Origin of the sequence: Hugonella massiliensis, from assembly GCA_001486445.1 — a bacterium.
GTDB classification, from domain to species: domain Bacteria; phylum Actinomycetota; class Coriobacteriia; order Coriobacteriales; family Eggerthellaceae; genus Hugonella; species Hugonella massiliensis.
Genome location: LN908986.1, coordinates 751740 through 765260 on the forward strand (window position 1 = coordinate 751740; position 13521 = coordinate 765260).

15 protein-coding genes and 1 tRNA gene are annotated in these 13521 nt (G+C 63.8%); 14 read left to right on the forward strand and 2 right to left on the reverse strand.

All coding sequences use genetic code 11. From position 1 onward, the window contains the following. Positions 1 to 181: 181 nt before the first annotated feature. From rplU to BN3270_RS05825, 11 genes are all read left to right on the forward strand, one after another. Positions 182 to 487: a 50S ribosomal protein L21 gene (rplU, locus tag BN3270_RS05775; protein ID WP_058986198.1), complete on the forward strand. Its 306-nt coding sequence runs from the start codon at positions 182 to 184 to the stop codon at positions 485 to 487. 25 nt (positions 488 to 512) lie between these two features. After that, on the forward strand, positions 513 to 767 hold the full coding sequence (gene rpmA, locus BN3270_RS05780) for a 50S ribosomal protein L27 (RefSeq protein WP_058986199.1): 255 nt from the start codon (positions 513 to 515) through the stop codon (positions 765 to 767). Positions 768 to 1099: 332 nt separating this feature from the next. Next, positions 1100 to 2494 carry a GTPase ObgE gene (obgE, locus tag BN3270_RS05785; protein ID WP_058986200.1) on the forward strand — a complete coding sequence of 465 codons (1395 nt, stop codon included), beginning with the start codon at positions 1100 to 1102 and terminating at the stop codon, positions 2492 to 2494. 23 nt (positions 2495 to 2517) lie between these two features. Beyond that, positions 2518 to 3660, forward strand: a complete 1143-nt coding sequence (gene proB, locus BN3270_RS05790; protein WP_058986201.1) for a glutamate 5-kinase — start codon at positions 2518 to 2520, stop codon at positions 3658 to 3660. Between the two features lie 14 nt (positions 3661 to 3674). After that, entirely contained in the window at positions 3675 to 4949 is a 1275-nt protein-coding gene (locus BN3270_RS05795) for a glutamate-5-semialdehyde dehydrogenase (RefSeq protein ID WP_058986202.1), read from the forward strand. Positions 4950 to 4958: 9 nt separating this feature from the next. Beyond that, positions 4959 to 5651 carry a nicotinate-nucleotide adenylyltransferase gene (nadD, locus tag BN3270_RS05800; RefSeq protein ID WP_082673392.1) on the forward strand — a complete coding sequence of 231 codons (693 nt, stop codon included), beginning with the start codon at positions 4959 to 4961 and terminating at the stop codon, positions 5649 to 5651. Then, complete coding sequence (yqeK, locus tag BN3270_RS05805) at positions 5648 to 6472, forward strand: bis(5'-nucleosyl)-tetraphosphatase (symmetrical) YqeK (protein WP_271711936.1); 825 nt, start codon at positions 5648 to 5650, stop codon at positions 6470 to 6472. Before nadD ends, yqeK begins: the two co-directional genes overlap by 4 nt. Before the next feature lie 9 nt (positions 6473 to 6481). Next, positions 6482 to 7840, forward strand: coding sequence for a cation:proton antiporter (locus tag BN3270_RS05810; RefSeq protein ID WP_082673393.1), 1359 nt, complete (start codon positions 6482 to 6484; stop codon positions 7838 to 7840). A gap of 181 nt (positions 7841 to 8021) precedes the next feature. Further along, positions 8022 to 8222 (forward strand): DUF1858 domain-containing protein, encoded by a 201-nt coding sequence (locus tag BN3270_RS05815; RefSeq protein ID WP_058986203.1) that lies wholly within the window; start codon positions 8022 to 8024, stop codon positions 8220 to 8222. Then, positions 8222 to 8803 (forward strand): hypothetical protein, encoded by a 582-nt coding sequence (locus BN3270_RS05820; RefSeq protein ID WP_058986204.1) that lies wholly within the window; start codon positions 8222 to 8224, stop codon positions 8801 to 8803. The genes BN3270_RS05815 and BN3270_RS05820 overlap by 1 nt, the downstream gene beginning before the upstream one ends. Positions 8804 to 8807: 4 nt before the next feature. Further along, complete coding sequence (locus tag BN3270_RS05825; protein WP_058986205.1) at positions 8808 to 9353, forward strand: hemerythrin domain-containing protein; 546 nt, start codon at positions 8808 to 8810, stop codon at positions 9351 to 9353. A gap of 121 nt (positions 9354 to 9474) precedes the next feature. Here BN3270_RS05825 and rsfS read toward each other — a convergent pair whose 3' ends face one another. Beyond that, positions 9475 to 9939 (reverse strand): ribosome silencing factor, encoded by a 465-nt coding sequence (rsfS, locus tag BN3270_RS05830; protein ID WP_058986206.1) that lies wholly within the window; start codon positions 9937 to 9939, stop codon positions 9475 to 9477. Positions 9940 to 10040: 101 nt separating this feature from the next. Then, entirely contained in the window at positions 10041 to 11357 is a 1317-nt protein-coding gene (gene rlmD, locus BN3270_RS05835) for a 23S rRNA (uracil(1939)-C(5))-methyltransferase RlmD (protein WP_058986207.1), read from the reverse strand. Between the two features lie 89 nt (positions 11358 to 11446). Between rlmD and BN3270_RS05840 the strand changes: the two genes are divergently transcribed. The 3 genes from BN3270_RS05840 (at position 11447) to BN3270_RS05850 (ending at position 13506) form a co-directional block, all read left to right on the forward strand. Then, a tRNA-Arg gene (locus tag BN3270_RS05840) sits at positions 11447 to 11522 on the forward strand. Positions 11523 to 11547: 25 nt separating this feature from the next. Next, positions 11548 to 12081 carry a peptidylprolyl isomerase gene (locus BN3270_RS05845; RefSeq protein WP_058986208.1) on the forward strand — a complete coding sequence of 178 codons (534 nt, stop codon included), beginning with the start codon at positions 11548 to 11550 and terminating at the stop codon, positions 12079 to 12081. A gap of 54 nt (positions 12082 to 12135) precedes the next feature. Next, positions 12136 to 13506: a tetratricopeptide repeat protein gene (locus BN3270_RS05850; RefSeq protein WP_058986209.1), complete on the forward strand. Its 1371-nt coding sequence runs from the start codon at positions 12136 to 12138 to the stop codon at positions 13504 to 13506. Positions 13507 to 13521: the final 15 nt, after the last annotated feature.

Consider the following 13521-nt stretch of genomic DNA (forward strand, 5'->3'; position numbering starts at 1 on the left):
TGTGAAGGCGCCGGTGGGGGAGTTGCGCCGATTTTTGCGCACGATAAAATAGAAAAGCTTTTGCATGCAAGCGCTACAAAGCGGTTGTGTTTCCCACCGCCATGTGCGTACGGATCGCTGCAGAAGCCGCATAGATGAACGGCGCGCATGCGCCAGATTGCTATTTCAAGGAGAAACGCTTATGTACGCAATCGTTAAAACGGGTGGCAAGCAGTACAAGGTTGCTGCGGGCGACGTCCTCGCGGTCGAAAAGATCGAAGGCGACGCAGGCGACAAGGTTGAGCTCACCGCTATCGCCGTGATCGACGGCGACAAGGTCGTGGCCGATCCCGCCGAAGCCGGCAAGACCAAGGTCACCGCTTCCATCGTCGAACAGTTCAAGGGCGACAAGCAGCTCGTGTTCAAGTTCCACAAGCGCAAGAACTACAAGAAGCTGCGCGGTCATCGTCAACAGCTTACGCGCGTCAAGATCGAATCCATCGCTTAAGCGATACACGAAGGAGTGAAGTAGCATGGCACATAAGAAGGGCCTTGGTTCTACCCAAAATAACCGTGACTCCCGTGGTCAGCGTCTGGGCTGCAAGAAGTTCGCGGGCGAGCATGTCATTCCCGGCAACGTGATCGTGCGTCAGCACGGCACGCATTTCCATCCCGGTCAGAACGTGGGTCGTGGCAGCGACGACACCCTGTTCGCTCTCGCTGAGGGCACGGTGGAATACCGTCGCGGCAAGAAGCGCACGGTCCACGTAATCCCGAGCGCCGAATAATCCGAGCTTACCGCCGGTTGTTTGCAATGCCCTCTGCCTCTGGCAGAGGGCTTTTTGTGTCTGAGGGGTTGCTGCTGTGGCTGGCTGCCGGGTAACGGAGCTCTCGAGAACCCGACGCGAACGTAGAGCCGTGCCGTTTCGGTGCCAATCGGGGTGGTCGGCCCGCTGAGCTGCACGTGGGCCGTGCGTTGTGTTACCGTCATTACCATGAAAGACGACCATGCAATGTCCTTTACGGCATGGTTTTCAGCTGCGCAGGGCGCATCGCTACATACTCCCAACGGGCAATCGGTGCGGGCCACGCGCTCGCGTTTAGATGTAAGGAACGTAAGATGTTCATCGACAAAGTGCATATCCACGTGAAGGGCGGCGACGGCGGGGCCGGCTGCATGAGTTTCCGACGCGAAGCCCACGTGCCCAAGGGCGGCCCTGACGGCGGCGACGGCGGCCGCGGCGGCAACGTGGTCGTCCAGGCCGACGGCAGCGTGAGCTCCCTGCTCGACTACCGCTTCAAGCACCACTTCAAGGCCGAGCGCGGCACCCACGGCCAAGGCAAGCGCATGCACGGCGCCAACGGCAAGGACCTCGTTCTGAAGGTCCCCGTGGGCACCGTCGTGCGCGAATACGACGACGAAGGCAAGCAGGTCGGGCAGACCATCGCCGACCTTACGCACGACGGCGACGCGGTCGTCGTCGCCCAGGGCGGCGTGGGCGGCCGCGGCAACATTCACTTCGTCACCTCGACCCGCCGCGCGCCTGCCTTCGCCGAGTTGGGTGAACCCGCCCACGAAGGTTGGATCGAACTCGAGATGAAGCTCATGGCCGACGCCGCCCTGGTGGGCATGCCTTCGGCCGGCAAGTCGAGCCTCATCTCCTGCATGAGCGCTGCCAAGCCCAAGATCGCAGACTACCCCTTCACTACCTTGCAGCCCAACTTGGGCGTGGTGCGCAGCGACGACTACGACTACGTAATCGCCGACGTCCCCGGACTGATCGAGGGCGCGCACGAGGGCAAGGGCCTGGGCCACGACTTTCTGCGCCACATCGAGCGCACGGCCATGATCGTCCACGTGGTCGACATCACGGGCGGCTTCGAAGGCCGCGATCCGGTGGAGGACTATCGGATCATCAATCGCGAACTCGAGCTCTACATGGAAGAGCTTGCCGACCGCCCGCGCATCGTGGTGGCCAACAAGTGTGATATCCCCGGTTTCGAGGACAACCTTGCTCGCCTGGCCCAAGCGGTGAAGGAAGACTCTATTAAGGCCGCTGGCGGCAACGAGTACGCCGACAGCCCTGTGAACCCCAAGCTTTTCTGCACGAGTGCCGCCACGCGCAAGGGCGTCGAAGAGTTGAAGGCCGCCGTGGGCGCTAAGGTTCACGAGCTTCGCGAAGCCGCGCGCGAAGCCCACGCTGCCGAGCCTCACTACGACCACGTGTGGGAACGTCGCCGCGAAGCCCGCGAGCGCCGTTTTAACGTGGAAAAGCTTTCGAGCGATGTCTTCCGACTTTCGGGCACCCAGGTCGAGCGCTGGGTCGTGCAGACCGACTGGGACAACGAGGAGGCCATCACCTTCTTGCAACACCGTTTCAAACGTGCCGGGGTCGACCGGGCGCTCGAAGAGGCGGGCGCCCGCGACGGCGACGAGATTCGCATCTTGGGCCGCGCCTTCGTGTACGAATCGCCTCGTCAGCACGAAGACGTCTACGACGAGCTCGATATCTAGCAATCGGAAGGGGAGGACCCGGCATGCGCGATACCGCCGCACGCACAAGCGACGAAAAGATCGTCGTGGTGAAAATCGGCTCGTCGACCCTGGTCGACGAGCACGGCCAGGTGCGCCGCGACTATTTCGCGGCCTTGGCCAGGCAGGTACGCGCGGTTCGCGAGGCGGGTTGGAGCCCCATCATCGTCTCATCGGGCGCCATCGCCTGCGGTCTGCCCCTCATGGGGCTCGCAAAGCGCCCTTCCGACATGCCGAGTCTGCAGGCGGCGGCATCGGTGGGCCAGAACGTCCTTGCCGCGGCCTACGCCGAAAGCTTTGCGCCCTTGGGGATCGTGACTTCGCAGGTTCTCCTTACCCGCCACGACACGGCGCGCCGATCGGCCTACCTTCATGCGCGCGATGCCCTGCTCGCCCTGGTGTCCTATCGCGTTGTGCCGGTGGTCAACGAGAATGACACCACGAGCGTCGAGCAGATTCGCTTCGGCGACAACGACACGCTCAGCGCTTTGGTGTCCTGCCTGGTGAAGGCCGACCTGTCGGTCATCTTCAGCGACGTCGACGGTCTCTATACAGCCAACCCTGCCACCGATCCCACTGCCCGCAAGATCGATTCCGTTGACCGCATCGACGAGGCCATGCTCGCCTCGGCGGGCGGCGCCGGCTCTTCGGTGGGCACGGGTGGCATGATCACCAAGCTCAAAGCCGCGCGCGTGCTGATGACAGCGGGCATCCCTCTCGTCATCTGCAGCGGCGCCGAGCCAGACGCCCTGCCGCGCATCGTGGCGGGCAAGCCGGTAGGCACCCGCTTCGCCGGGCGCGCCCCGCGCCACGAGATTACCAACTACAAGCTCTGGATCGCCCTGGGCGATGCCGCCAAGGGCGCGCTCTCGGTGGACGATGGGGCCCGTGCCGCCCTGGTCGACGGGGGTAAGTCCCTGCTCTGCGTGGGCGTGACGGGTGCGCACGGTGCCTTCGAAGCCGGCGATATCGTCGACATCAAAGACGCTCACGGGCACGTTTTCGCCCGGGGCAAGGTGTCGGCCTCCTTCGACGAGGTCGAGCTCGCGCGCGGCCATTCGTCGGCCCAGATGGCGTCGAACCGCCTGCTCGCCCCGCTTGCTGAAAAACCCCTCGTGCACCGCGATGAACTCGTGGTGTTCGATTAGAGAAAGGCCTCGCTATGGCAGAATCCGCACAAGACCACGTGCTCGCGCTCGCTCGCCGCGCCAAGGCCGCGAGCGCCGCGTGCGCCCAGGCCTCGCTTGAGTTGCGCAATGGTGCGCTTGCCGCCATGGCAGCCGCCTTGCGCGCCCATGCAGCCGAAATCGTGGAAGCCAATGCGCTCGATATGGCCGACGCTCGCGAAAAAGGGACGACCGACACCTACCTCGACCGACTCCTGCTCACGCCCGACCGTGTCGAGGGCATGGCTGCGGGGCTCGAAAACCTGCGCGCCCTCCCTGACGTGCTCGGCGTCGTTCAGCGCGAGCGGACGCTTGCCTCCGGGGTCGAACTCACCCGCGTGTCGGTGCCTTTGGGGCTGGTTGCCATGGTCTACGAGGCCCGACCCAACGTCACGGCCGACGCGGCGGGCATCTGCCTGAAGACGGGCAATGCCTGCATCCTGCGCGGCGGCAGCCTCGCCTTCCATTCCAACACGCTCATCGCCGGTCTCTTGGCCCAAGCTGCCGAAGGCGCCGGCATGCCGCATGACGCCATCGTCTACGTCGATTCCACCGACCGTGCCGCCACCGACGTTCTCTTGCATGCGCGCGGCCTCGTCGACCTCCTCATCCCGCGCGGCGGGGCGGGGCTCATCAACCACTGCGTCGAGGAGGCTACCGTTCCCGTCATCGAAACGGGCACGGGCAATTGCCATGTCTACGTGCATGCGCCGGCCCTCTTCGAGATGGCGCGCGACATCGTGGTTAACGCCAAGTGCCAGCGCCCGGGTGTCTGCAACGCCTGCGAGTCCCTGCTCGTCGACGAGTCGATCGCCGCAGACGCCCTTTCGATCATCCTGCCCGCCCTGCACGAACACGGGGTCGTCTTCCACGTCGATGAGCCAACGGCGGAAATCGCGCGCAAGCTCTGCATTCCCACGGTACCCGCCACCGAAGAGGACTGGGGTCGCGAGTATCTGGCCCTCGAGATTTCGGTGAAGGTCGTTTCCGGCATGGACGAAGCTCTTGCCCATATCGCCCGTTACACGACCCATCATTCCGAATGCATCGTCACGAGCAGCGAGCGCGACGCCGAAATCTTCCTTTCGGCCGTCGACGCGGCAGTGGTGTACTGGAACGCCTCGACCCGTTTTTCCGACGGGGGAGAGTTCGGCCTGGGCGCCGAAATCGGCATCTCTACTCAGAAGCTGCACGCGCGCGGTCCCTTCGCCCTCGAAGCGCTCACCACCTACAAGTACCTCCTGCGCGGCACTGGCCAGGTTCGCGAGTAGGAGGTCGGCATGCCAACCGTTTCCGCGCGTTTTGATGCAATGGGGTGCCGGCCCGACGGGTCGCTCGACACGTCCCACACCTATCGATTGGGCATCATGGGCGGGACCTTCGATCCGGTTCATGTGGGTCACCTGGCGGTCGCCGAACAGGCGCGCGACGAGTTCGAGCTCGACGGGGTCGTCTTCATCCCTGCTGGCGTGCCTGTGTTCAAGAAGGGCAAGTCCGTCACGCCCGCGCGCGACCGCTTGCGCATGTGCGAGCTCGCCTGCGCTGGCAACCCCCGCTTTGACGTGAGCTCGATCGAAATCGACCGGGGCGGGGACACCTACACGGTCGACACCCTGCGCCAGCTGCACGATTTCTTTCCGCCCAACGTCGAGCTCTACTTTATTACAGGCGCCGACGCCGTGCTCTCGATCATGAGCTGGCACGAATCGGCCGACATTCCGCGTTTGGCCAAGCTCATTGCCGTATCGCGTCCGGGATACACCATCACCGACGAATGCAAGCGGGTCCTGAGGGACCACGCCGACTTCGACGTTCGCTTCTTCGAGGCCACGGCCCTTTCGGTGTCGTCGAGCCTGCTGCGCGCTATGGTGGCCCGCGGCCGGTCGATCCGCTACCTCGTGCCCAACGAGGTGCGCGATTACATCGAAGAACGCGGCCTCTATCTTCCGAATTCCGAAAGGGGTTTCCTATGACGACTGACGAATCTTCCGGCGAACCGCGGGCCTTCGACCCCATGACGCTGGCTGAAGGCCCCAAGCAGGCCTTCGCCGGCATGCGCGCGGGCGACATGGCCTCCGCCCACATGACCGACGTGGCCCCCGGCCACGGGTTCGGCTTTTCGGGTGCCGCCGACAACATCGGCGACGCGGGAGAGCGACGCGCACCCGTGCCCGACGACGTCTTCGGCAAAGACAACTACGACCACATGAAGGACCTGCTCAAGGAGCGGGTTTCGCCCAAACGCTACAAGCATTCGAAGGGCGTTGCCAAGGCCGCCAAGCAGCTGGCGGTCGTGTACGGCTACGACCCCAAGGTCGCCCGCATGGCCGGCATCCTTCACGACTGGGACAAGGGCCTGCACGTCGACGAGATCCGCGCCCGCGCCGCCGAACTCGAGGTGGACGTGCCCGCCGAAGTGGTTGACAACATGCCCTGGCTCTTGCACGGTCCCACGGCCGCCGCGGCCCTGAAGCTGGAATACCCCGAGCTGGGCGACGATGTCTTCCAGGCCATTGCCCGTCATACCTCGGGCGCGGCCGACATGGCGCCGCTCGACTGCATCGTCTACGTGGCCGACATCATCGAGCCCAACCGCACCTACGGGGACATGAGCGGCATCCAGATGCTGCGCGACGAGGTGGGCACCGTACCGCTCGAGCGCCTCTACTTCGACGCCTTCAAGTACACGCTCAGCTTCCTGGTGGCTCACGACCGCCAGCTCTACCCACGCACGATCGACATCTGGAACAGCCTTATGTGGCGGTTCGGATTCGCCCGTTCGGCCAATTTCTAGCGGGTCGACATGGCTGAAGAACTTACCACCCTTGCGATCGTCGCCTTCGTGGCGGCCCTGAGCCCTCTTATCGCCCAGCGCATCCCGCGCAAGCCCATTCCCGAAGCGGTCCTCCTCATCGTGTTCGGCGCCGTGCTCGGGCCCTTCGGGTTGGGCGTTATCGAGTCGAGCTCATCGCTGTCGCTTTTGTCCGACCTGGGCCTGGCCGTCCTCTTCCTGCTCGCCGGCTACGAGATCGACCCCCGTCAGCTTACCGATGCGGAAGGCCGCCGCGGGCTTGTGACCTGGGCTCTTACTCTCGTGCTTGCCTTTATCGTCGTACTGCTGCTGCCGCGTGACTTCATCACGACACCCGAGGGGAACGTGGCCGTGATGATTACGCTCACCACCACCGCTCTGGGCACCCTTATGCCCATCCTTGCTGACCGAGGCCTCATGGGCACGCGTGTGGGCGATTTGGTCATCAAGTTCGGCACCTGGGGCGAGCTGGGGCCCGTGCTTGCGATGGCGGTCCTGCTCTCGGTACGGTCTAAGATGCAGACGGCCCTGATCCTTCTCGTGCTGGCCATGTTCTGCGTGCTCACTGCCCGCTTCGCCAAGCGCGCTCGGCGCGACGGTTCGCGGTTCTACAGTTTCATGACCCAGAACGCCGACAGCACGGCGCAGACCTTTGTGCGCTTCACGATGCTCATGCTTATCGTGTTCGTGGCGCTTTCGGCCATCTTCGACCTCGACATCGTGCTGGGCGCCTTCGCTGCCGGATTCGTGTTGCGCTACGTGATTCCCGAAGGCAGCGAGAAGCTGGAAGGCAAGCTCAACGCGATCGGCTACGGCTTCCTCATCCCGCTCTTCTTTGTCGCTTCGGGCATGAAGATCGACCTGGCGGCCATCGGGCAGCGGCCGGGCCTGCTCGTGGCCTTCATCTTCCTGCTCCTGCTCGTGCGCGCGGTGCCCGTCTTCATCGCCTTGGTCACCAGCCCTTCGGTGCGTGCCGACGTGTCGCGCACCAACTGCCTTTCGGTGTCCTTCTACTGCACGACGGCGCTGCCTATTATCGTGGCGGTGACGTCGGTGGCCAGCACGTCGGGCGTCATGACCGACGAGGTGGCTTCGGTGCTGGTGGCGGCGGGCGCGATTTCGGTCTTCCTCATGCCCCTGCTTGCTGCGGCCGCCTACCGCGTGTCCGACGCCGAGCCCATCCACGCAATCCACGAGATCCGGGCCCACGAGGGCACCCCTTCCGAGGTCCTTCATACGCACTTGGAACACGAGCGCGCGCAGGCACGCGCGCGTGCGGAACGTGCGCGTGCGCGCGCTGAAGCGGCGCGCCGGGCCAATGAGGAGTTTCTGCTCAATCATCGGTCGTAACGGTGGAGCGGGGGTAGCTGCGGCTTGGTGTAATGCGCGCCACTGTTTCACGTGTCTGATAAATACGATGCAAAACCAATGAATTGGTATGAATAACAACGTAACCGTGCGCTCAACCCACGTAGGATAGCCTCATACGAAATCGAAGGACGCACGTGAAGCGTCGAGCGAAAGGACTCACATGAGCGCACAGACCTACAACGGCGATATGCTCGTCGGCGAAATCATCCGCATGGATTCTCGCAACATCGCGATTCTCGAAAGCGCCGGCATGGGCTGCGTGGGCTGCCCCGCTTCGCAGAGCGAATCGCTCAACGATGCCTGCATGGTGCACGGCATGAACAGCGAAGCCGTCCTCGCCATGCTGAACGGGGCCGAATAATGAGCGCGTTCCTGGGCCCCATCCACTACCGTATGTTCGAAAAGGCCTGCTCGGTCGACGGGCTGGCTCGCGACATCGCGGCCTATGCCGACGCCCAGGGTTGGACCGAAGGCCATGCCGCCGCACTCGATGCGTCGAATCCCCGTCTTGAAGGCGAAATCACCGACCACATCGACCTGTCCCAGATTCATGCCAGTCTTGACGCCCTCGTGCACGGGTCGGAAGCGGCTCTGGCCGCTGCCTGCGCGCCCCTGGCCAGCCATCTCGACGACCTTTGCGCCTACGTGCGCACCCTCGGCGCCCAGGCGGCCGAATCCGACGGCGCTACCTCCGACGCCGACATCAAGCAGATCTGGCAGCTCGTCGACGGCCATTGGCTCGACGGCATGCCCTGTGACGGCTTCGTGACGGTAGTGGGCAACGAGCCCGGCCAGGTCGCCTGGACCATCAACCTGGCCCCGCACACGGCCGCCGGCTACGAGCGCCTGCGTACCGCCTGGACCGAAGGCTATCTCGCTGCCGTCGATGTCAAGCTCGAGTCCAACGGGTCCGGTTCCTACCGCATGGCGAAGGCGGCGTAAGATCATGGCCGCTATCGACCTTTCGGAATTCGCCGACCTGCCCGATACCAGGGGCATGGACATCGTCGATGCCATGCTCGCCGAGCATGAGCGCATCCTGGTGGAAGCCGACGACCTTGAGCGCATGTGCCGCGAACTTGTGACCTCGGGCACCTTCAGCCGTGCCGACTTCGATTACAAGGTGCGCTTCATCCGCTCGTATGCCGACGCCGCCCATCATCGCAAGGAAGAGGACGTCCTTTATTCCTACATGCTCGACAACCTGGGCCAGGTGGCGGAAAACCTCATCCGCCATGGCATGCTCGTCGACCACGATCGCGGGCGCGCCTGCGTGAAGCGCATGGAAGACGCTGCCGCGGCCTACGAGGCTGACCCCTCGGTCGAAAACCGCGTCGAGCTCGTGTCCTGGGCCATGGAATACGTCCACCTCATCCGCGCCCACGTGCAGCGCGAAAACACGGTGGCCTATCCCTTCGCCCGCCGTTCCATCGACCCGGCCGTCATGGCCGAACTCACGGCCAAAGCCCAAAACTACACGCCGCACGCCTAGTATTCGGCATCCATGCGAGCGGCCGGTCGACCTCCTTGCCGGCTCGCTGTGCACGAACGAAAAGAAGCCCACGTCGCTAACTTGCGGCGTGGGCTTCTTCGTGTGCGGAAGGGAAGGGATGTTAAGCCTCTTCACTCTCTTCGGGCGCGTTTTCGGTTGCTTCGGCGGCCTTATTCATTAGATCGGCGATGCGGTCGGAATACTCCGCGTCGGTGATGCCGGCCTCTTTCAAGTCGACCACCGGGGCGTCGTTCCACAGCTCTTCGAGGCGGTAGTAGGAACGCGCTTCGGGCTGGAAGACGTGCACGACTACGCCGCCGTAATCGAGCAGGGCCCACGTGCCCTGACCCATGCCCTCGGTAGAAAGCGGGCTTAAGCCGCTGGCTTCGCGGATGTCCTTGCGAATCTCGTCGATGATGGCGTCGACCTGGCGGTTGTTGGCCGCGGTGACGATGACGAAGTAGTCGGTAACGGACGAAAGCCCGCGCAGGTCCTGCACCAGGATGTCGGTAGCCTTTTTGCTGTCGGCCGCCTTGGCTGCGGCGAGCGCGACGGCGCGGCTGTCGTAGTTCACGGTTTCTGCCATGGTTCTCCTTTGTCTTTCGATTGGTGGGCCCATCTTACGCCTTCGCGCACGGCGGCGCTGCGCGAAGGGCACACCTGTAGGGAATCTGCGAACGACGGATGCTAGAGTCGGGCGAAGATGCTCACGACCTCGTTGTGGTAGGTCTGCGGGAAGAGGTCGACGGGGGTGGCCCGCTCCAGCGCGTAGCCCACCGTTTCCATGCGTGCCACGTCGCGCGCCCAGGTAGCCGGATCGCAGCTCACATAGGCCACGCGCCCCGGTTTGGCGGCCGCGATGCTTTCGGGAACCCCGTCGGCCAGTCCCGCCCGCGGGGGGTCGACCACCAGGGCGTCGAGGGTGCCGAGCAGGGGAAGCTCGCGCGCGCTGTCGCCGCCCGTCACTTCGATCCACACCCCGTTCTCGTCGGCGTTGCGGCGCAGGTCGCGCACGCTCGACGAGGCGCTTTCCACGCCGACCACATCATCGCAGATGTCGGCCAAGGGCAGGGTAAAGGTGCCCACGCCGCAATAGAGGTCGGCCACGCGCCCGTGGGAGGGCACGTGCAGGCCGTCGCGGACGAGGTCGATGAGCGTCTGGGCCTGGGCCGTGTTGACTTGGAAGAAGCTGGGGGCGCTCACCTTGTAGGTGAAGTCGCCCAGACGTTCGGACCAGTAGCCGGCACCGGCGAGCACTTCGACGCCCTTGATCTTGCGCGCCTTGCCCGGCTCGGCGATCACGCGCACGATGCTCGTGGCGTGCAGGGCGCTTTTGAGCATTTTCGCCGCTGTGGCGCGCGGGAAGGGGCCGGGCGCCGTCCAAAGGGCGATTTCGGTCGATTTGGTGCGGTCGCTGTGGCGCACGCCCACGCGGAAGAGGCCCAGGTCGTTGGACCCCTGCAGGAAGCGCAGGGCCCCCTGCAGGGCCTTGGGCGCCTTCTGGATGGGCTTGTGGGCGAGCGGGCAGTTCGCGACGTTCGCTAGTTCGTGCGAACGGTCGGCGTGCATGCCCAACACCAGATGGCCGGCGGCATCGGCTCCCACACTCATTTCGAGCTTGTTGCGATAGCCCCAGGGCTTCTTGCAGGGTACGCAGGGAGCGACCACCGCTTCGGCGGCGGCGCGGTCGAAGCGGGCGACGCGCACCAGTTGGGCGACTGTGTTGGCACGCTTGGCTTCGAGCTGGGCTTCGTAGGACACGTGGGCCCAGGGGCAGCCCCCGCAGGTGCCGGCGGCGGGGCAGGCGGGTGCCACGCGGGCTTCACCGGCTTCGAGCACTTCAATCGATCGTCCGTGGGCGAAGCGCTTCTTGTCTTCGTCGATTTCCACGCGCACGAGGTCGCCGGGGGCGGCGCCTTCGACGAAAACGGCCTTGCCGTCGTCGGCGTGGGCTATGGCCGCCGTGCCGTAGGTGAGCGCTTCGATGCGCAGGGTAGCTTCCATAAAACCAGCGGTCCTTTACGGTGAGTTTGAGATTTATTCGCGCGTTTTCGCGTCTTGGACAGTTTAGCGTATAATCATTCCTTGGTTGTGCCCTCGTAGCTCAGGGGATAGAGCGTCTGCCTCCGGAGCAGAAAGTCGCAGGTTCGAATCCTGTCGAGGGCACCATTTCTCGAATACGAAGGAGCAGTGCATGGCCCAGTACACCCCCAATTACCAGCCCAACGGCAACGAAGTCGCCGTTATCGTCACCTCGAAGGGCACCGTGCGGGTGCAGCTGGCCGGAAACGATGCTCCCATTCACGTGGGCAATTTCGTGGAACTCGCCCAGAAGGGCTTCTACGACAACCTGAAGTTCCATCGTTACGTGCCGAATTTCGTGATCCAGGGCGGCGACCCCAACACCCGTGACCTCGATACCGACCAGGTCATCGCCGCCGCCGACAACCCCTTCAGCGGGTTGGGCACGGGCGGCCCCGGCTACACCATCAAGGAAGAGTACACCGTCAACCCGCACAACAGCCATGAAGACGGCGCGCTCGCCATGGCTCGTAGCCAGAACCCCAACAGCGCCGGGTCCCAGTTCTACCTGTGCCTGGGCGCCCAGCATTTCCTCGATCCCAACTACACCGTGTTCGGTCAGACCATCGAAGGCAAAGACGTTATCAAGCAGCTGCGCGTGGGCGACGTGATCGAATCGATCACGATCGAAGGTGCCAACGCGTAGGAGAGCTGTGCATCGGCACGGCTCCCAGCGCTGCACGAGAGGACGATCGCTTATATGAACAACGTGTTATTCCAGCAGGCGCGCCAAGCCTACAACGCCAATGACTACGTGTCGGCGTTGGAAGGATTCACGCAATGCCTGCAAGGGGCTAACAACGGGGAAGAGCTCGCCGCCGGAGAGCTTGGCCTTCTCTACCATCAGATCGGCAACTGCCTGATGAAGTTGCACGATTACGACGAGGCTATCCATGCGTACACCCAGGCCACGACCGACAACGCCTACGACGGTATCGGTGCGGTCAACTGCAACCTGGGCAACAGCTATGCGGCCCTGCATGACTACGAAGACGCGGTGAAGCACTTCGAAATCGCCGTGTCCGACAAGAAGTACGCCACTCCCTACAAAGCCTATTCGGGCATGGGTAAGGCCTACCTCAAGCTGGGCAAATCGGCCGAAGCCGGCAGTGCCTTCCGTTCTGCCGCCCTCGACGAAGCCAACCCCAACCCGGCGCAGGCCCTTTTGAACCTGGGCATCTGCTTCATGGCCCTCAACCGCCCCAACGATGCGGTGGCCTCTTACGAAAGCGCCCTGCAGTTCAGCATGAACAACGCCACCAAGAACAAGCTCTACGCCAACTTGGGGCAGGCCTACACGAGCTGCGGTCAGATGCAGAAGGCCGTCGACGCCTTCGAGCGCGCCCTTGCCGACAAGACCTACTTCCTCAACGACGCCGCTTCGGTCGACTATCAGCGCGCCGTCGGCGCGGTTGCCCAGGGTACCCAGGTCATGGAACCGGTGAAGCCGGGCGAGACCGCGGGCATCACGGGCGCGATGGACGACCTGTCGGGGCTCGACGTGCCGGCCGACGGCACGCCTGCCTACGACGCCAACGCCGCCTATGACCAGAACCCCTACTACTACCAAGAGCAGTACCCGGGTCAGGACCAGTACCAGAACCCCGACGACCGTTTCTTCAACGCGTCCGAAGAGGAAATCGAACAGTGGTCCAAGGGCGTCGCCAAGCAGGACCGCAAGCGTCGCAACGTGGGTCTGAAGATCGTGATCGCTCTGATCGTCATTCTGCTTGCTCTTGCCGCAGCGGGCGGCTTTGCCTACTACAAGGGCTACGGCTATCCCACCCAGGAATCGGTCGTGCAGTCGCTCTTCGCCGACAAGGAAGCCGCCGCTTCCAACGAGTTCTCCTCGAGCCTCGACCAGTCGAGCATTCAGAACATGCTCGACCCGGTGGTGGAGGATGCTTCCGTATCCATCGACGGTATCGACCGTTCGATGAACCAATCCACCGTCTATGCGACGGCCACCACGGACCAGGGCGGTTCGGTTCAGTACAAGATCACCCTTGTCCGCGACGGCATCGGCTGGCAGATCAGCAACGTCGAGCTGTATTTCCCCAGCCAGAACTAAGGAACTGCGGGGTTC